Source organism: Bacillus sp. ISL-4, assembly GCF_018613275.1.
Taxonomy (GTDB): domain Bacteria; phylum Bacillota; class Bacilli; order Bacillales; family DSM-1321; genus Peribacillus; species Peribacillus simplex_E.
This window is the reverse complement of record NZ_JAGGQN010000012.1, coordinates 279,527-298,071: the sequence shown is the minus strand read 5'-3', so window position 1 is coordinate 298,071 and position 18,545 is coordinate 279,527. Positions and strand designations below refer to the sequence as shown.

The following is an 18,545-nucleotide window of genomic DNA, read 5'->3' as shown; positions in this document are numbered from 1 at the left end:
GAATTATAAATTTGAGAAAATGGAGGTCATGATAAAATATGGAATTACATTTGGAAAAGAAAAGTGCTTTGATCTTAGCTTCAAGTCAAGGTTTGGGGAAGGCCATGGCAGCTGAATTGGTTAAAGAAGGAGCAAATGTCATGCTAGCCAGCCGTGATGGAGAAAAGCTTGCCGTCGTGCAAAGGGAAATATCTCAGCTTGGGGCGGGGAAGGTTGCTTATATGGTAACTGATATAACAAAAGCTGAAGATATTAAAAGCTTGGTTAGGCAAACTGCTGAAGAGTTCGGAGGTATCGATATTCTTATTAATAACGCCGGAGGTCCTCCAGGGGGTTCATTTACGGATTTCAATGATGAAGAATGGCAACAATCTTTCGAACTTAATTTACTAAGCTTCATAAGGACAATCCGTGAGAGCTTGCCACATTTAAAAAAGCAGGGCGGGAAAATCGTTAATATTGCTTCTTCATCCATTAAGGAACCGATTCCAGGATTGATTCTATCGAATACATTCCGGACTGCAATCGTTGGATTGTCAAAGACGTTAGCTTCAGAATTAGCACCAGACCGGATATTGATCAATACAGTTGGACCAGGAAGAATCGCAACGGACCGCGTTCAGCACCTTGATAAAATGAATGCAGAGAAACAAGGCGTCACTCCTGAGGAGATGACTGAACAGTCCATTAACAAAATCCCTGTTGGCCGTTATGGGGAACCCGAGGAATTTGCAAAGTTCGTTACTTTCCTTGTTTCAGGTGCCAATACATATTTAACGGGGCAGTCCTATTTAGTTGACGGAGGAATGATAAAGTCCATTTAAGGATTTTTGAAACAAAATGATTGGGAGGAATCTGCAGTGATACAATCTAACAAAGTGATCGGCTTCATAGGTTTAGGAGTTATGGGAAAAAGCATGGCCGCAAATCTACTTAAGGCGGGATTTGAGGTATTTGTTTATACAAGGACGAAGGATAAGGCAAGTGAACTGCTCTCACAGGGTGCGAAGTGGGTATCTGCACCAAAGGAAATTGCGCAGAAAGCTAATGTGATCATTTCCATGGTAGGATACCCTAGTGATGTGGAAGAAATCTATCTTGGGAAAAATGGGCTTATCGAGAACGGGAAACAAGGAACCCATTTAATCGATATGACGACCTCGACTCCGTCTTTGGCAGTGAAAATAGCGGAGGAAGCCAAGAAAAGAGGCATGGAATCATTGGATGCACCGGTTTCCGGAGGAGATATAGGTGCCCGTGATGCAAAGCTTACGATCATGGTCGGCGGGTCTAGTGAGGCATTTGAAGAGGTCCGGCCCATTTTTAATATCATTGGCAGCAATGTTGTCCATCAAGGCCCGGCTGGTTCGGGACAGCATACGAAAATGTGCAATCAAATCGCCATTGCATCTAATATGATCGGAGTGACTGAAGCGATTTCCTATGCCCAAAAGGCGGGGTTGGATCCGGACCGGGTATTAAGAAGCATATCATCGGGTTCCGCCGGAAGCTGGTCACTGTCCAATCTTGTGCCGAGGATGGTTGAAGGGGATTTTGAACCTGGTTTTTATATCAAGCATTTTATCAAGGATATGAAGATTGCACTTGATGAAGCGGAAAGAATGGGAATGGACGCTCCTGGATTAAGCCTAAGCAAATCCCTATATGAGGGGCTGGCAGAAGCTGGCGAGGAAAATAGCGGTACACAGGCGTTATATAAACATTATAATTAAGTGCTACCATTTCTTTACCATGAATAAGCTGATAGCGACAGCCTTTATAAAAAGGAGTGAAAGCTATGGGCGAATTCGATGATATTAATATGAAATTCCAGGAATTGGAAGATGGTCGATATATTGTAAGGATTGAAGGCTTTAAACGAGAAAAAACCATTCATCAAACAAAGCCCATTCGTTGGGATCTGAAATTAATGAATGAAAGTCCGCTAATCTTGCCGGTGAAATTCAGTCATATCGAAACGAATGCCGGTTTTCAGATCCTGATGCGCGAATTGAAGAGTTTAGGTTTTTCAAAGCCGCGCTCCGCAAAGGAATTTGAAGAAGTGATGGCTGATTTACTTGGGTCCATCGTTGAAGTGAGCCTTACCACGACAAATAAGGAAGAAGGATATCGGGAAATTCGTTTTTTACGGAGATTGTATTAGTTGACTGGCTTGGTGAAAAACCTTCGGTAGCCTGACATCTTTGGAAAATAGGAAAGTGGCCTTCAATTGAAGGCCACTTTTTTTTCGGTTACTTTTTAGCTAAAAAAGCTTCAATACGGTCCAAAGCCTTTTCAAGGGTTTCCATTGAATAGGCATAGGATATCCTGAAATACCCTTCGCCAAGGGGAGAGAAGGCATCTCCAGGGACCACTGCCACTTTTTCCTGTTGAACAAGCTTGAGGCAAAAATCAAGGGAAGAGGCATAGCCTTCAGGCAGCTTTATAAAGAAGTAAAAGGCACCATTTGGTTTGACTATTTCCAGTTCCATCGCTTGTAAGCGACTGTATACGTATTCCCGTCTCCGGGAATACTCAGTCTTCATGGGAATGGCATCATCTCTGCCTGCCGTCAATGCTGCCAAGGCAGCTCTCTGCGATATGGAGGCGGCACAAGTTACATTGTATTGATGAACCTTCAGGATATGCTGAGAGATGGCTACAGGCGCAAACAGAAGGCCAATCCTCCATCCGGTCATGGAATGGGATTTGGACAATCCGTTCAGGACGATGGTTTGCTCTTTTAAGAAAGTGGCAATCGAAACATGCTCCTGATCGAATACCAGTTCACTGTATATCTCATCAGCCAATATGAATATGTCCTTGCCCCTTACAAGTTCGGCAATGTCCAATAATTCTTCGGAAGATAATGTAACCCCTGTCGGATTCGATGGATAGGGCAGAACGATGCACCGTGTATGATCGGTTATGTACTTTTCAATTATATCTGCAGTCAAACGAAATCCATTTTTTGTTGTATCGGCATAAACAGGTGTTGCACCGCACATCTTAATGATGGGTTCATATCCCGGATATACCGGACCCGGTAATATTACTTCGTTCCCTGGGATGAGAATCGTCCGAAAGGTAATATCTATGCCTTCGCTGGCACCAGAAGTCACTAGGACTTCATTCTCCGGATCATAGCTAAGCTTGTATTTATCCTTTACATATTTTGAAGCGGCCTCCCTTAATTCTAGATAGCCGGCATTGTGAGTATAAACGGTATAGTCATTATCGATGGCTTGTTTTGCCGCTTCTTTAATATGCATTGGAGTTGGAAAGTCAGGCTGTCCTATCGTTAAGGAAATGGTGCCTTCGATATCAGCGACCATATTGTAGAATTTACGGATTCCTGATATTTGTACGTCTTTTACTAGAGGGTTTATTAAATGTTCCATCTATGAATATCCTCCCTTATCTAACTACATGAATTATGTACTATGTTTGACTCATTCATTCTATTTTATCATTTAGTTTGGATGGGGGAGAAAACTTTTTGAGATTAATGAATTAAAGGTATAATGAATGATAAGAAAATTTTGAGGGTTGATACATTTGATAAGGACTTGCGCAATTACTTCTAATCAAGAAATCAGTTTTGATTTACCGCTAACGGAAATGAATAATCCGGATATCGAGTGGTTCTGGGTGGATTTTTCAAACCCCACAAACAAGGAAATTGAACTTTTATCCAATCATTTTCACTTTCACCCGCTGGCAATTGAAGACTGCCTGGATGATTTTAATCAACGTCCCAAAATGGATTTTTATGAGGGTTACCAATTTCTTGTGATTCATGCTCTAAGGGAGAAGGTATTTAAAGCAGTGGAATTGGATATGTTTGTTGGTGAAAAATGGATAGTCAGTTTTCATAAGGAAGATATGCTTGAACTGGAAAAGGTACGGGAAGAAATTGCTGGTAATAAAATGTTGAAGCAAAGTCCCTTTTTCTTGATGCATAGGATAATTGACAGGATCGTCGATGAATTCTTCCCACCTGTTTATAAAATCGAAAGCGAATTGGGTAGCATTGAGGAAAATACTGAAAATGACACGATTAACGAATTGATGGATCAGCTTTTCGATTTGCGTACGGATATGTCAAGGCTCCGTCGGACCATATTGCCGATGCGTGATTTATTGTACAGAATGATTTCATCGGAGCGGCTGAATTACTTGAAAGATCAGCACCTTTATTTTAATGATGTGTACGATCATCTTCTTAAATTGGCTGAAATGCTTGAATCCTATCGAGATTTTTCGTCCGATATACGTGATAGTTATTTGTCTGTGAACTCTAATAATATGAATTCAACGATGATGACATTGACTGTCATCACTACCATTTTCATGCCGCTGACCTTCATAGTGGGCGTATATGGGATGAATTTTGAATATATGCCGGAATTAAATTGGCATTATGGCTATTTCCTCATTCTTGGAATGATGGGCGGAATTGCCTTGATGATGTTTTTATTCTTTGTTAAAAAAGGTTGGCTCAATCCAAAGAATAGGTCGCGAAAGAGATGAAATGACCAAACTGGCCTGCTATTCTAAGTTTCATTTGAGATGAGTATTTTTTTATAATGGAAATTGCGGGAAAACGAATGGTTTATTCGTTTTAATCAGGGGGACCATCATCAATTCACTTTTCCACATGCATATAAGCTTTATTTTATATTCTTTGTTGCTTTCCTCTAAATGCGAAATAGGGTTTGGAAGGGCTGAAGGGCGTTAATTTGCGTCCAGCCTATCAGGTCTGCTATACCCATGTCGGCTATATCATGGAGGGAGGAATGTCAAAGAGACAGGCCCTTTACGATCGATATGATGGACGGAATGGCAGTGGTGAAAAATGAACTTGGAAAAAGGGGGACTCTGATGGGTCCTTTTTTAGTTTGGCTTCAATCTTTTTTTATCTGTGCTCTAAACAAAAGAAATATTTAACCGAATTATTAGGTATGAGTTCATTGATAAAACCATGAAATTTTTCGTGGAATTATGAAATGAAAAAGTAAGGGAAGGGCGAGATGACACAATGGAAGCAAATAAAGGAATATTACTGGAAAGTGGCACGAATGAGCTTGAGATAGTGGAATTCGGTCTCGGAAAGAATAAATTCGGCATTAACGTAATCAAGGTGAAGGAAATCATTAATCCTGTCCCCATCACGCTTGTCCCTCATTCCCATCCAAATGTGGAGGGGATCATTGAACTTCGTGGAGAAGTCCTGCCAGTTGTGAATGTGGCGGATGCTTTAGGATTTCCGCCATCTGAAACTCCTGAGCAGGATAAATTCATAGTGGCTGAATTCAATCAGCAAAAAGTGGTTTTCCATGTCCATACCGTAACACAGATCCACCGTATTTCCTGGTCCCAAATCGAAAAGCCTTCGGATATGTATCAAGGCCTTGAAAGTCAGATTATCGGAGTAATAAAATTAAATAGTGAAATGTTACTGTTACTTGATTTTGAAAAAATAGTGGTCGAAATCAATCCAGAATCAGGAATAAACATCCAACAGGTTAAAAAGCTTGGTACCCGGCAAAATTCAGACAAGAGAATCCTGATTGCAGAAGATTCTCCATTACTGAGAAAGCTGCTTTTTGATACATTGTCAGAAGCTGGATTCAAGTACTTGGAGTTTTATGAAAATGGACTTGATGCATTTAATTATCTGGAGAATTTAATTGAATCAGGAAAAGTGGTTGAAGATGAAGTGCACCTTGTGATTACCGATATTGAGATGCCTCAAATGGATGGACATCATTTGACTAGAAGAATAAAGGAAAACGGGGAACTCGCTGGGTTGCCTGTGATTATTTTCTCTTCTTTGATTACTGACAGCCTTCGTCATAAAGGTCAGGTCGTAGGGGCTGACGCACAAATCAGCAAGCCAGAAATTGCAGAGCTTATAAAGTTGATAGACAGATTGGTATTATGAATGTGAAAACGGGCCGATGAGGCGTTACCTCACGGCCCGTTTGGTTTATCAATGATTAATACTTGGAACCTTTTCCTAAAAAGGAGGATGGGAATGGATTATGAAAAGGTTGCTTGACCGACCCACGTCCGTGAGCCCTTTTCTCGGGGTTGGTATTGTTCGGTTGTTTTTCACCTGCTTGTCCAACGTAAGTTTGCAGGATCTGTTTTGCCTTGGATAATGACAACGCGGCTTTAGGGTTCCGTATGGAAGCTGCCCGGCTGCCGAGGTGGGGTAGTTTTTTCAAATCTTCCTTGGTGGGAGGTAAATGAAAAACATATGATCCGCATTCGACAATGACGTCGGATTGTTGTGCTGCAAAGCGAGGGTTATCAGAGAAATGAAGTCCAATCTTCTTCGCTTTTCCTTCTTGCATAAGCTTGCTTAATGCGAGCCGTTTTAAATTATATAAATTCTTGGGCTCCAATGCAGTCTTTGCGTGTTTATTGACAATAAACACGGCTTGGGCAAGGGAGTTTATCGAAAACTCATCCCTTTCAGAATGTCCTTTCGTTTGGTTCATTGTGGAAACTCCTTTTCTTAATGAGGTTAGAAGGACGTTATAAACAGACTTCCTTCAGTAAAAACCCGTATTTATATATTGGTTGAAATAGAGACGTGTGTGCAACCAGGCAGAAAATAGTGAAAAAATACTGCATGTACATCTCTAGGGTATGACCATCATTTCCCAACACTTTACCATCTATTCATTTTCATATTATACCACTTCAAAATATATAAGGAAGTAAAATTCAATCCGACGCCTTTTAGTCCAAGAAAAAGAAGGCGCTTATGTCGCCTTCTGTCCAACCCTTATTGAGTGTATATATTGATATTTTCAGATACCCCAGCCTGTGCGCCGAATTGTTGCTGGTTACCCTGAAAGCCTTGATAAGCAGGGTACGCTGGATAACCGGGGTAAGGAGGGTAAGCGGGCGGATATGGAGGAGGATATGGAGGATAGACAGGTGGACGGTTATTGAATAGTAACGGTCCAATTGCCAATCCTGCAACAAAAGCTACAGGCGCCAATAGCGGAAAGAAAGGAAAGAAGCGCTCGTCATTCCAATATTCAGGTCCATATTCATTCCCATATGCATTTCTGTAATCGTTCTGTAGCATAATGGTCTGCGGATAGTGGTAGTAAGGAAAATACTGTGTTTGCATAATTTGCCTCCTTTTCTCAAATTCTTTACATAGTATGGATTTTTTTAAGATAAGAGCCTGTTTCATCTTAATCTGTTATAATGAATCTACTTATGAGAATAATTTGGGGGGACCTTGATGGATCGGTTTAAAAGCATATTTGCAGTCGGTTTTGGAGGAGCGGCTGGTGCGATATTGCGATATTGCGTAATCTTGACTGCTGGTCATTCCTTCTTCCCGTTTGGAACCCTCTTAATAAATATAGTAGGCAGCTTTTTACTTGGAATGATCAATGGCTATTTCGCCTCGAAAAAGAAATCGCTTGTTTTTTTAGCGCTCGGCAGCGGGTTTTGCGGAGGTTTCACCACGATGTCCACATTTTCCCAAGAAGTGGTGAATCTACTGCAGACTTCTCTGGCATTGGCGGGACTGTATATTGGTGCCACGCTTTTCTTTGGTTTGGTTGCTGGTTTCTTCGGACTGGGCCTTTTTAATAGACGGAGAGGTGAGTCCCTTTGATTGAGGTTTTTTCAGTTTTTATAGGAGGCTTTTTTGGAGCGGCATCAAGATATGTCTTGCAGATTATTTTTAATAGGCTATTGCCAGCCGTTTCGATACCCATAAGCATTTTACTGATTAACCTTATAGGTTCCTTTGGTCTCGGAATGGCGTTGCCTCAGAAAGAAAGCTGGTCTTTATCTTTGCAGGTTTTTCTGACAATAGGTTTCCTTGGTGCTTTTACGACCTTTTCAACATTCAGTATGGAAACACTTGAACTTATTAGGAAACACCGCTATATAGATGGCCTTATCTATATAACGGTGTCTGTTTTAGGGTGTATCGGATCTTTCCTGTGCGGCTATTTAAGTATGGTATAACCTTTATGGGAACTACCATTTGGTACTGGTAAAAAAAACCTGGTTTTCTCGGATATACTTCTAATGCTATAATTCATAGGAGTCCATTACACATGTTTTATGGCAACAAGTCGTTTTATTCGCACAGGTTTTGTTAAAAAGTCTGGCGGTTTTCCCCTGTATTCGTTTCCTATCTTTTTTCGGATTGGAATTCGTAAACAGTCAACTCCGGACGTGAAAGGAAACGATATGGAAGACGGGTAGTGCCAAGCCCTCTATTAACATATAACGTTAATGAATCGATTTCATACGTGCCTTCCCGGTACTTTTCAGCGTATGGGGGAGTTACAAGGGCACCGGCAAAGGGGATTTGTACTTGACCTCCGTGACTGTGACCGCTTATTTGATACTGGATGTCATAAGTCCTTGATGTGTCGGCAAGGTCAGGGGCATGCGAAAGCATAATGGTGAACACTTCTTCAGGGATGCCAGATAGTGCTTTTTCAAAATCAGGTTTTCCTAGCATTGCATCATCAATCCCGGCAATGACTATTTCTTCAGCCGTTAATAAGGTAATCTTAGTTGAGGTATTTTGCAACATGGTAAAATGGGATTTTTCCATGATATCGCTGTAAATTTCTGAGCCATATCCCCCATGATCATGGTTACCATAGATGCTGAATTTTCCAAATGGCGCTTTGAGTTGATTTAAAACGAGAGGGATTTTCTGGTGATCCTTGTATTTATTAGGCTGGTCCATCAAATCCCCGGTAAATAAAATAACATCAGGGTCCAGTTGGTTTATCTTATTGACAATTGCTTGTAAATCTTTAAGCTGAAATTGAAAGCCTAAATGCGTATCACTGAATTGGACCATTTTCATGCCATGAAAACCTTTTGGGATAAGCGGGTGGCTGATGATTTTATGCTTGATTTCTAACCATTTAGGTTCCAAATTATGGGCATAATAGTTTCCGCCAATACCTAAACCGGTTATGGTAGCCAATGTACCAAGACTTTTCTTTAAGAATGTTCTTCTGGATATGGGTTTATTCAAATTAATCAACCTATCTAATATAAAAATGTTACTTCCTCATACTAACAAACAATATACATAAAATGAAGAAAATATCTTTTATGAGCATATGAAAAACATGTAAACTGGGGTTTGATGAAACCGTATCCGGTTTGAAATTGAACATCTATACGGAGGTAACATGATGACCGAACCAATGTTTATTACACTGATTATACTTCTATGCGCGATTGCGCTTTTTATACAAGGGAAATTTCGAGCAGATTTAATTGCACTTAGTGCACTATCCATTCTGGGTTTACTGGGGATTCTTACATTGGATGAACTAGTGGCCGGGTTTGCGAATCAAGTGGTCATTATGCTGGCTGGGCTATTTATAGTCGGTGCCGGCCTGTTAAATACAGGAATCGTGGAAAAGGCGGGAAATAAGTTGTTGGGTTTATGTGGGGGCAGTGAATGGAAATCGTTGCTTATCGTCATGCTGACAGCAGGAATATTAAGTGCCTTTTTAAGCGGAACAGGAATTGTTTCCATACTGCTTCCGCTCGTTATGAGCATGGCCTTAAAACAAAAAACAAGTCCGACAAGGTATTTATTGCCACTTGCCTATGCCAGCAGTATCGGAGGGCTATTAACACTGACAGGTACTCCCTCCAATATGATCGTTGCTGATGTATTACGGCAAAACGGAATAGGGACATTAGAGTTTTTTGACTTTACACCCGTGGGCTTGATCGCCTTTGCAGCAGGGTTATTCTTCATGTTGACACTCGGACGCCTGTTGCTTCCCGAGAAGACGATTGCCGCGAACAATAGTGTCAAGGGACTGTCGGCAGGGGAGCTTGCAGGCATGTACAAAGTATATGACAGATTGCATTATCTGCATATACCCGCTACTTCCGATATTGTTGGAGAAAGGCTGTCTGACCTCCAGCTTCCTATTCAGTATGAATTGACTTTGATTGAAATCCAGCGGAAGCCAAAGGATAAGCAATTACCGCTGTTGCAAAGACAGCTGACGATTTCAGCAAGGGCGGATGAGGTTCTTCATCCTGAAGATATCATTTTGGTATTTGGTGAAGAAGAAGCAGTTGAGAGATTGGCACTTAACTATGAACTGGAGTTTAAACATTTCAATACCGAACAAATAAAGAAACATTTTCTTAGCAGTAGATTTGGATTGACAGAAATATTGATCGTACCGAACTCGGATTATGAAAATCAAACCTTGATAGATGTGCATTTTCGTGAGAAATACCAATGTAATGTGCTTGCAATCAATCGGAATGGCGAATATATTCAAGCCGATGTCGGAACGGAACGCCTTAAACCGGGGGATGCAATCCTGATACATGGGGAATGGGAGAACATTGAGAGGATTTCCTCGGATTTACAGGATGTAATCGTTATTGGAAGTACCTCGGAAGATGGCTCTCCGGTCAACTCCAAGGGCAAAGCATGGATTGCCTTGGGAATCACTGCATTGATGATCATTCTATTATCGATGGAGTCCGTCCCTGCCGTACTATCGGTATTGACGGCTGCATTGTTGATGGTGATCACTGGCTGTGTCCGTTCGATGGAGGATGCTTACCAAAAGATTAACTGGGAACCTGTTCTTTTGATTGCCGCCATGTTCGGAATAACGGCTGCATTGGATAATACGGGCGGAGTGAGGATGATAAGTGATTGGCTGACCGTTTTATTCAGTAATATTGGGGCACACGGCATATTAGCGGTCTTTTACCTCCTGACACTGATCCTGAGCCAATTCATCCCGTATGGAGCCGCGACGGTAATCATGACGCCCATTGCACTGACATCTGCGGTGAATCAAGGCATCGATCCCCTGCCTGTGTTTATATGCCTTGCCGTTGCTGGCAGTTTGGCGTTATCGACTCCAAGGGTTGCCACTACCAACGCGCTTGTGATGACGGCGGGTGATTACAAGCATAAAGATTTTATCATGATCGGTATATCCATACAGATATTCATTGGCGTTATCATGGTGATCACGATCCCGTGGTTCTTCCCTTTTTGATAAGACATAAGGCATTGTTCCATTTATGGACAATGCTTTTTCAATGTGTTTCTTTTCAAATGGATTGGATGAATGCGGTTCTGAAAAAAGAGTTATGCAGTAGGAATTAAAATATTTATTATCAATGCAAGAAACTAATGGTATAATTTTGGCATATTGGTGTTTTCGTAATTAGGGGGAAGATGCATCATGGATACAGAAAAGATATTAAAGAATTTAGACAGGGTGACACCATTCTTTCAACCGATTTTCAGTGCAGATCAACATCAGGTAATCGGGTATGAAATTCTAGGGCGCTATGAGGAACAATCGGAATATAAAAGCCTTGGACCTTTTTTTCACAATTCTGCAGTGCCGGAAGAGTATAGGGTGGAAGTGGATAATTACGTACTTGAAATTGCTTTGGAGAGAATAAAAGACTACGGTGAAGATTTTCTTATCTTTATCAACAGAGATCCTAATTTGCTTATGCTGGATCATGGCGAAGAATTCATGGAGATTTTACATCGTCATTTTCAACCGGAGGAAATGCACCGGATCGTACTCGAATTATCAGACACGATCAGCCCGGAAAACTTAGATCCTTTGCAGCATGTGCTTGCTTACTTTAAAACATATGGGATTAAGATAGCTTTGGATCATTTAGGACAAGATACGCAATTGGACCGAATCGCACAGATTTCTCCGAATATTTTAAAAGTTAACCTGGACCAGCTTCGCATTTCAGGTGGAGATGCCTATCAGGTCATCCTGTTTTCTCTAAGCATGCTTGCACGTAAAATTGGCGCCAATTTACTATTTGAGAACATTGAGTCCGAATACCAGCTTCGTTTTGCATGGAAGAATGGGGGACGATATTATCAAGGGTATTTTTTGGCGAAACCAGAAGGCGAATTCATTAATAAAGATTTACTTCGTGAAAAATTCCATCAAGAATGTCAGTCCTTCATTTCTTTAGAGACCAAGAAGCTTGAAGCCGTTTATCAAAAGACTTTGCAATTCAACGAGAATATGCAAAATTTCTTAAATCAGCAAAAGCGGAACGGCTCCCATGAAGAGTTTCTCGGTATTTTGGCGAAAAAGTTGGATTCTGTATATTTTCGACTTTATATTTGTGATGAAGAGGGGTATCAAAAATCCCCCAATATCCTACATAAGGACGGGCAATGGTTAGTCCAACCCAGTTATATGAATAAAAATTGGAGCTGGAGACCTTATTTTCTCGAAAATATCGTAAAGATGCGCAATGAGAAAAAAGGAATACTATCCGATTTATACAGTGATATCGAAACGGGGGAAACCATACGGACCTTTTCATATCCCCTGAATAATAAGGAATACATTTTCTGTGATCTTTCTTATAGTTATTTATATGAAAATGAAGCACTATTATAAAAATCGATTCATGAATATAATCGCTTTAAATGTGTAACGATAAGCAGAAATGATGCGCTTGGAGGAGACATATTTTGAGCACGTACATCTGGATTCTAATCATAATCGTTACAATCATGGCATTATATCTGCTCTTTTATACTTATTCTGTAGCAAGGGCACAGAAAGTAAAGGTCAGATATGATGCGACTATCGATGATTCCGTTAAAGAACATCCCTATTTAATGAACCCGGTATTCGTTTCCCTTTTCGTCGGGACGATTTTGGTTGCCGGTTTTATTTTTTACTATGCTTTTCGATAATTGTGAAAAGGAGATTTCAATATCATGAAATCTCCTTTTTTATTGTGAAGAATGGATAATGGTATCAAGGTATCCCGGAGAATTTGATTTTGTAGTTTGGCTTTGGTTTTGACGGGTATTGAAAGGCATAGGCAAAAATCATAACCATTAGGAGAATTTCTATAACAAGGAGATGATTGTAATGAGGAAATATCTAGTTGCATGTCTTGCCAGTGTCCTTTTATTTTTAAGTGGAGGGTTCACTGCTTCAGCGGAGGGCTTACATAGAGAGGAAGTACTATCTTTGGTACAGGATGCCATGGAGAACCAAGGTTCGATCAGTGAGGAAGTACGTACTAAGGAAGCGATTGAAGGGAAGTTGGATAAACATTTCACAGGTGATTTCATCAAGAAGTTTGTCCAAGCGAATGTAGTGAAAGTCGATGGCGGTTATACCGCATTTGGATCAGATTTCGCTCCGTATTATATCCCTTTTTTCAGTTATGACAAGAATACGGAAATTGTATATGGGAAAAACGGTGATGTCATTTATGTTCAGGAGGAGTTCCAGGACACTGGGGACGGACCGGTCTCGATGGAAAAACATGTTGAATCAGTTACTTTGAAAAAGGAAAACGGCGTTTGGAAGGTAATGGATGTAAAGTATGAAAGTGATAAAATGAAATAAGGAAAGTTCTTTAAAATTGAAAAATTTGGAGCTGAAATGAAGAAGTCTAGAGGAGGTCACAGCCTTCTCTAGACTTTTTTTATATATTCAGTTCTTTTTTTATTTCGTCCAATTCAAAACCAACAATGGCTTTCCCATCGATGACGACCGTAGGTGTGGAATAGGCGCCGTACTTATTCATTAATTCTTTTCGGGCTTGTCCATCTGCTTTAATATCCTTTTCTTTGTAAACGACATTATTATCATCAAAGAACATTTTCATGATTTTGCAGGGAGGGCAATCAGGTTGGGTATATAGCGTAACGTCTTTCATTTCAATCCTCCATGTATTCTTTAGGTAAGGTTTATTTTTTCATTATAGGGGATGCCAGGACATTTGAATAGGAAAACACCCCAAGTACCGTTCTACTTACCTTTTTCCTGTTTTACCAGATAGTCTATCAATCCCATGGAACAAACATTAAGGTCCATGGCGATGATTTCAAAAACAGGATGATCTGTGGTGATTCCTTTTTCGCCTAAATGAAAGGCGACTTCCGTGAAAATATTTTTACTGGTCGCTGCCACTCGTTCCTCAAAGCTCGCATATTCCTTATATGCCGATTTGGCAGTCGCAACAAATTTAGGCAGCCAGTATTGAAGTTGTTTATATACTTCCTTAGGGTTTTCGGAAACTCCATAATGGCCAAAATATATACGTTCGACGCCGATGCTTTCATACAATTCCGCTGCTGCAAGCATCGCTTCGGGGTTAAATTGGTTTGGCGATGTGGAAGGTAAGTAAAATTCCAGACCTTCTTCATCGAGTTCACGATAATAGATGCCTATGGAGTCACCTGAAAAGATCCCTTTTGAAACCGAATCGAATATGCTTAAATGATGGTTTGCGTGCCCGGGAGTGTCATAAAAGGTCAACTTTGAATTATCACTTGTTTGCAGGGATTCCCGATCATGTTTAATCAGCATTCTTTCAAACGGAATAGGTAAAATCGGATCGAAAAGCTTGTTGAATTCTTCACCATAGACTGCTTTAGCCCCGGCAATCAAACGTGTTGGATCTTCTAGATGACGTGCACCTTTTGGATGGACGATCACTTTGGCGTTCGGGCAATGCTGTAAAAAAAGTCCTGCTCCACCTGCATGGTCCAAATGAATATGGGTAAGAATGATATATGTAATATCTTCGAGGGCGATTCCCAAATGTTCGAGCCCCTTCAATAAGTGGGGGATGGAAGGGCTGGCGGAAGTTTCGACTAATGTGATGTCTTCATCGGCAATTACATATGTACCTGTACGATTTCTTCTATCCAAATCAAAACCATCAATCAATGAAATGCGGTAACCAAGTTCACTAATGTTTTGCAACAGAATCTACCCCTAAAAAATTTTTCATGTACAAAATCCATTCCTTATTTTATTCTGTTAATAGTGCCATGTAAAGAATGAAGTTTTAAATTATTCTGAATTTATTTCAGCGTGGCTACTGGATAGAAAAGTATGGTATAGTGAAACCTATCGAAAAGGTTTTATTCAGAAAGGAGAGGGAGTATGTCTCAATTACAGGGCATCCTTACCAGATTGAAAAGTCTTCAAGAGCAAGCGAAGGAATCAGAATCTGCTCAACGTTTTTTTGAAATAGATGGTGTGAAAAAGTGCCAGGTTACATATTTCAGCAAAACAGAAATGTTCGAGCTTGAAGTATACAGTGATAAAGGGAAATCATCCAAATATCAATTCGATAATATTGATATGATTACCATTGAAATCTTTGATCTTCTTCAATCTTAAAAAAATCACGAAAAGCCGCCTCCTTTGGAAGCGGCTTTTTTATTGTGAATGAAGCAGTGAAATTTACACATCTTATTAATTGGAGGGATGTAAAATGAAAAATCCAATGGTAATATGCCCAGCATGCGGTGAGGAAAGAGAAATGGATAATGTATTAACGGCACAATCGAACCAAAATGTGATTTATCAATGCCCGGAATGCAGTTTTAAACAGGTTAACATCAAAACGAGTAAAGGCTAAAGATCACTTGCGGAAATCCCGCCGTTTGGGATTTTATTGGTCTAGGAATGAGCCTTTTCTGCTTACATATGTTAAACTATAGAAAGAGCTGTATATAAAAACATATGGTAAGGGGTTTTAACATGATCGGTACTCATGATGGGGATTTATTGGAATCCAGCGTTAAAGACTTAATGATTTCTTCTGAACGCGTGGCCCACGTGCAGGTAACCAATAATTTAGAACATGCACTATTGGTATTAACAAAGAGCGGTTATACGGCCATTCCTGTGTTAGATCCGATGTATAAACTGCATGGTTTAATTAGCACACCAGTCATTCTTGATTCAATCTTGGGACTGGAACGAATTGAATTTGATAATCTTGAGAATAAAAAAGTTTCCGAAATAATGAATATAGAAATACCTCGCCTGCATATTGAAGATACATTGACCAAGGGTGTTGAATTGTTGATTGATCATCCTTTTGTCTGTGTAGAGAATGACGAACATGTATTTGAAGGTATCTTAACGAGAAGAGCAATCCTGAAAAAGGTATTTAAACAAAATACACCCGATAAATAAGTAAGGCTTAAAATGATGGTTAACCTCAAGACTCGCCAGTTGGCGAGTTTTCTTGTTTTTACATATTTAATCCAGCTAGTGGTAAAGTCTATAAACAGTTAGGGTCTATTAGGGGAGGATGCTGAAATTGGGCCAAGAAGTGAATAGTGCTAAGGTGCAGAATAAAAAATTGAAACGTCCCTTCATATTAGCTGCCATCATGTTGGCTATGTTTATGAATGCTATTGAAGGAACGATCGTTTCGACGGCAATGCCAGCCATTGTAAGTGATTTAGGCGGTTTTTCACTTTACAGCTGGGTGTTTTCAGGTTATTTGCTAATGAACGCGGTAACAGTCTTGATATATGGAAAGCTATCGGATATTCTCGGGAGAAAACCTGTTTTATTATTTGGAATCATTGTCTTCCTGATTGGCTCCCTTCTTTGCGGCTTTGCAGATTCTATGACGGAACTCATCATATATCGCTTTATACAAGGTTTTGGGGCGGGGGCAGTAGCTCCTGTAGCTTCGACAATTGTTGGTGATATTTATAAAAATGAAGAGAGGGCACGCGTTCAAGGGTATCTATCGAGCGTGTGGGGCATTTCGGCTGTCATGGGGCCAGCTTTGGGCGGCTTACTCGTTGAATCCCTGACTTGGAAGCTTGTCTTCTGGGTAAATATCCCTTTGGGCTTATTATCTTTTATTGGGATTTGGTTTTTCCTTCATGAAAATATCGAAAAGAAAAAACGTGATATCGATTACCTAGGTGCAACACTATTGACGTTATCCATATCCACCCTTATGGTGATACTCGTAGAAGGAGGTGTGAAATGGTCATGGGCTTCAGCTCCAGTCATATCCTTGGCATTAGTGGCCATCACCACCTTCATCTTATTCATTCTTCAGGAAAAGAAAGCCGCCGAACCGATGATGCCATTTGAAATTTGGCAGGAGCGTTCCATTCTGATTGCCAATCTTGTATCCCTGACGACAGGGGTGATGATGATCGGATTATCAAGTTTCCTCCCGACATTCGTTCAGGGGGTGATGGAACGCTCTCCTACAGTAGCTGGTTTTACATTGACAGCCATGTCAATTGGCTGGCCGATCGCATCAATGGTCTCTGGCAGGTTATTGATGAAAATAGGATTCAAATCAACTTCTCTCCTTGGAGGGTGTTCATTGATCCTTGGGAGCTTGATCCTAGTGTGGATGAAGCCGGAAGCTGGGCCCCTTATTGCTGCCATGGGATCCTTCTTTGTCGGTGTAGGCATGGGCTTGACTTCTACCTCGTTCATTGTCGTCATTCAAAAAACCGTCAGCTGGGAACGAAGGGGCATTGCGACAGCTTCCAATATGTTCATGCGTAATTTAGGAAATACTGTAGGTGCTGCATTACTTGGAGGAATCATGAATATGAGGCTTCAAGCCTATTTGAACGAACATGCGCCAGCTGGCTCGGGAGTGACAATAGATACGGCAAATAAACTGTTGAACAGTGAAGAACGCATGTCGCTTCCTGAAAATGTGGTAAATGTTTTACAGGAAGGACTTACATTGTCTCTACAGACGATTTATCTCATTGTCCTAGCCTTCTCTGTAATCAGCTTCTTGTTACTTACGAGACTAAGAAAGAATAAGAAGGCATAGGGAAAAAAGGCAGACTCCTTATATGGAGTTTGCCTTTGTATTTAAGGAAACGCGACTCTGATGACCAATTGAATCAATAATGCGATCGTAACTGAATGTAAAATGAATTTCAATTGTCGAGTGGAGATTTTTTGCGCCACACGCAAGGCCAGCTGTGATCCGATAAGGGAACCGATCGTGTAATAAATGGCAATCCCCCATGCAATGTTACCGGCAATGAAATAGGTAATAAATGCAGCTGTACAGCTAATGAAAGTTTGAAATCTAGTAAAGGCCAGGGATTGAAGGTAGGTGGCACCATTTCTTAAAAAGGTAAACATGAGCATGGTTGCCTGTCCGGGTCCGAACATTCCGTCGTAGACACTGATACCAAATAGGGATGGATAAACTTTTTTGGGGAGTTGCCAATCCGATTCATCGGAAGGTTGCGGTTTTTTTATGAAATTCATGATCAAAGCGATAGTCAAGAGACAGATGGCTAAACAAATTCATTGCCTTCTCAGAGAATGAATTGGCAAGCAGACCACCGCATAAGCCACCGAAAAGGGCAAATGGGATTAACTGGAGGGCGTCCTTCAATTTTAGCTGTTTTTTCTTGAATAAAATATAAAAGCTAGAAAAAGAAGAAAACATATTGGGGAATTTGACTGAACCAATAACCTGGTGTATGGGTAAACCTATCAAAAGAAGGGATGGCATTCCGATAAGACTGCCGCTCCCAGCCAATGTGCACACAAATGATGCTGCAAAACTGATGACAAGCAGTAAAATGATCGTCAAAGGATATTCACCCCGTTTCTTTTCTCTTGTATTATAAGCCGACTTTGTTGATAATAAAATTTAAATAAATTAAATCATCATGATAAGATTTAATTATCAAGAGGTTGGTG

The 18,545-nt window shown here is 40.5% G+C and carries 22 protein-coding genes and 1 pseudogene; 16 read left to right on the top strand and 7 right to left on the bottom strand.

Annotated features, from left to right (window positions below; translation table 11 throughout):
- Positions 1-38: 38 nt before the first annotated feature.
- The 3 genes from J7J00_RS10880 (at position 39) to J7J00_RS10870 (ending at position 2,164) form a co-directional block, all read left to right on the top strand.
- Positions 39-824, top strand: coding sequence for an SDR family oxidoreductase (locus J7J00_RS10880; protein WP_214790528.1), 786 nt, complete (start codon positions 39-41; stop codon positions 822-824).
- Between the two features lie 6 nt (positions 825-830).
- Positions 831-1,733 carry an NAD(P)-dependent oxidoreductase gene (locus tag J7J00_RS10875; RefSeq protein ID WP_286201282.1) on the top strand — a complete coding sequence of 301 codons (903 nt, stop codon included), beginning with the start codon at positions 831-833 and terminating at the stop codon, positions 1,731-1,733.
- Positions 1,734-1,798: 65 nt separating this feature from the next.
- Complete coding sequence (locus J7J00_RS10870) at positions 1,799-2,164, top strand: hypothetical protein (protein ID WP_034314117.1); 366 nt, start codon at positions 1,799-1,801, stop codon at positions 2,162-2,164.
- A gap of 88 nt (positions 2,165-2,252) precedes the next feature.
- Here the strand turns inward: J7J00_RS10870 and J7J00_RS10865 are convergent, their stop codons facing one another.
- Positions 2,253-3,401, bottom strand: a complete 1,149-nt coding sequence (locus J7J00_RS10865; protein ID WP_214790526.1) for an aminotransferase A — start codon at positions 3,399-3,401, stop codon at positions 2,253-2,255.
- Positions 3,402-3,558: 157 nt separating this feature from the next.
- On the opposite strand from J7J00_RS10865, the gene corA reads away from it, so the two are divergent.
- From corA to J7J00_RS10850, 3 genes are all read left to right on the top strand, one after another.
- A complete protein-coding gene (gene corA, locus J7J00_RS10860; protein WP_377397831.1) occupies positions 3,559-4,533 on the top strand; it encodes a magnesium/cobalt transporter CorA in 975 nt (324 codons plus the stop codon).
- Between the two features lie 185 nt (positions 4,534-4,718).
- Complete coding sequence (locus J7J00_RS10855; protein WP_214790522.1) at positions 4,719-4,862, top strand: hypothetical protein; 144 nt, start codon at positions 4,719-4,721, stop codon at positions 4,860-4,862.
- A gap of 179 nt (positions 4,863-5,041) precedes the next feature.
- Positions 5,042-5,947 carry a chemotaxis protein gene (locus tag J7J00_RS10850; protein ID WP_214790519.1) on the top strand — a complete coding sequence of 302 codons (906 nt, stop codon included), beginning with the start codon at positions 5,042-5,044 and terminating at the stop codon, positions 5,945-5,947.
- A 55-nt stretch (positions 5,948-6,002) separates the two neighbouring features.
- On the opposite strand, the gene J7J00_RS10845 is transcribed toward J7J00_RS10850, so the two are convergent.
- Both J7J00_RS10845 and J7J00_RS10840 read right to left on the bottom strand, forming a co-directional pair.
- Positions 6,003-6,509 carry a YkyB family protein gene (locus J7J00_RS10845; RefSeq protein WP_214790517.1) on the bottom strand — a complete coding sequence of 169 codons (507 nt, stop codon included), beginning with the start codon at positions 6,507-6,509 and terminating at the stop codon, positions 6,003-6,005.
- Positions 6,510-6,799: 290 nt separating this feature from the next.
- Positions 6,800-7,108: a hypothetical protein gene (locus J7J00_RS10840; RefSeq protein ID WP_396020533.1), complete on the bottom strand. Its 309-nt coding sequence runs from the start codon at positions 7,106-7,108 to the stop codon at positions 6,800-6,802.
- 162 nt (positions 7,109-7,270) lie between these two features.
- On the opposite strand from J7J00_RS10840, the gene J7J00_RS10835 reads away from it, so the two are divergent.
- Entirely contained in the window at positions 7,271-7,651 is a 381-nt protein-coding gene (locus tag J7J00_RS10835; RefSeq protein WP_214790513.1) for a fluoride efflux transporter FluC, read from the top strand.
- Positions 7,648-8,010 carry a fluoride efflux transporter CrcB gene (gene crcB, locus J7J00_RS10830; protein ID WP_214790510.1) on the top strand — a complete coding sequence of 121 codons (363 nt, stop codon included), beginning with the start codon at positions 7,648-7,650 and terminating at the stop codon, positions 8,008-8,010. The genes J7J00_RS10835 and crcB overlap by 4 nt, the downstream gene beginning before the upstream one ends.
- 169 nt (positions 8,011-8,179) lie before the next feature.
- On the opposite strand, the gene J7J00_RS10825 is transcribed toward crcB, so the two are convergent.
- On the bottom strand, positions 8,180-9,046 hold the full coding sequence (locus J7J00_RS10825; protein WP_214790508.1) for a metallophosphoesterase: 867 nt from the start codon (positions 9,044-9,046) through the stop codon (positions 8,180-8,182).
- 163 nt (positions 9,047-9,209) lie between these two features.
- On the opposite strand from J7J00_RS10825, the gene J7J00_RS10820 reads away from it, so the two are divergent.
- The 4 genes from J7J00_RS10820 (at position 9,210) to J7J00_RS10805 (ending at position 13,430) form a co-directional block, all read left to right on the top strand.
- Positions 9,210-11,066: an SLC13 family permease gene (locus J7J00_RS10820; protein ID WP_286201281.1), complete on the top strand. Its 1,857-nt coding sequence runs from the start codon at positions 9,210-9,212 to the stop codon at positions 11,064-11,066.
- Between the two features lie 189 nt (positions 11,067-11,255).
- On the top strand, positions 11,256-12,461 hold the full coding sequence (locus tag J7J00_RS10815) for an EAL domain-containing protein (RefSeq protein WP_214790504.1): 1,206 nt from the start codon (positions 11,256-11,258) through the stop codon (positions 12,459-12,461).
- A 74-nt stretch (positions 12,462-12,535) separates the two neighbouring features.
- Complete coding sequence (locus J7J00_RS10810; protein WP_214790502.1) at positions 12,536-12,763, top strand: hypothetical protein; 228 nt, start codon at positions 12,536-12,538, stop codon at positions 12,761-12,763.
- Between the two features lie 181 nt (positions 12,764-12,944).
- On the top strand, positions 12,945-13,430 hold the full coding sequence (locus J7J00_RS10805) for a DUF3993 domain-containing protein (protein WP_181762168.1): 486 nt from the start codon (positions 12,945-12,947) through the stop codon (positions 13,428-13,430).
- A gap of 79 nt (positions 13,431-13,509) precedes the next feature.
- Here J7J00_RS10805 and J7J00_RS10800 read toward each other — a convergent pair whose 3' ends face one another.
- Positions 13,510-13,743: a glutaredoxin family protein gene (locus J7J00_RS10800; RefSeq protein WP_214790500.1), complete on the bottom strand. Its 234-nt coding sequence runs from the start codon at positions 13,741-13,743 to the stop codon at positions 13,510-13,512.
- Positions 13,744-13,835: 92 nt separating this feature from the next.
- Complete coding sequence (locus J7J00_RS10795) at positions 13,836-14,795, bottom strand: MBL fold metallo-hydrolase (protein WP_286201280.1); 960 nt, start codon at positions 14,793-14,795, stop codon at positions 13,836-13,838.
- Positions 14,796-14,978: 183 nt separating this feature from the next.
- On the opposite strand from J7J00_RS10795, the gene J7J00_RS10790 reads away from it, so the two are divergent.
- The 4 genes from J7J00_RS10790 to J7J00_RS10775 all read left to right on the top strand — a co-directional run bounded on the left by J7J00_RS10790 (position 14,979) and on the right by J7J00_RS10775 (position 17,655).
- The gene (locus J7J00_RS10790; protein ID WP_034314086.1) at positions 14,979-15,218 is read left to right on the top strand and encodes a YkuJ family protein; all 240 of its coding nucleotides are present in this window, start codon (positions 14,979-14,981) and stop codon (positions 15,216-15,218) included.
- A gap of 94 nt (positions 15,219-15,312) precedes the next feature.
- A complete protein-coding gene (locus J7J00_RS10785; protein WP_214790498.1) occupies positions 15,313-15,459 on the top strand; it encodes a hypothetical protein in 147 nt (48 codons plus the stop codon).
- A 122-nt stretch (positions 15,460-15,581) separates the two neighbouring features.
- Positions 15,582-16,022 carry a cyclic-di-AMP-binding protein CbpB gene (gene cbpB / locus J7J00_RS10780; RefSeq protein WP_063232001.1) on the top strand — a complete coding sequence of 147 codons (441 nt, stop codon included), beginning with the start codon at positions 15,582-15,584 and terminating at the stop codon, positions 16,020-16,022.
- Positions 16,023-16,149: 127 nt separating this feature from the next.
- A complete protein-coding gene (locus J7J00_RS10775; RefSeq protein WP_286201279.1) occupies positions 16,150-17,655 on the top strand; it encodes an MDR family MFS transporter in 1,506 nt (501 codons plus the stop codon).
- 41 nt (positions 17,656-17,696) lie between these two features.
- On the opposite strand, the pseudogene J7J00_RS10770 reads toward J7J00_RS10775, so the two are convergent.
- Positions 17,697-18,390, bottom strand: a pseudogene (locus J7J00_RS10770) (sulfite exporter TauE/SafE family protein).
- Positions 18,391-18,545: the final 155 nt, after the last annotated feature.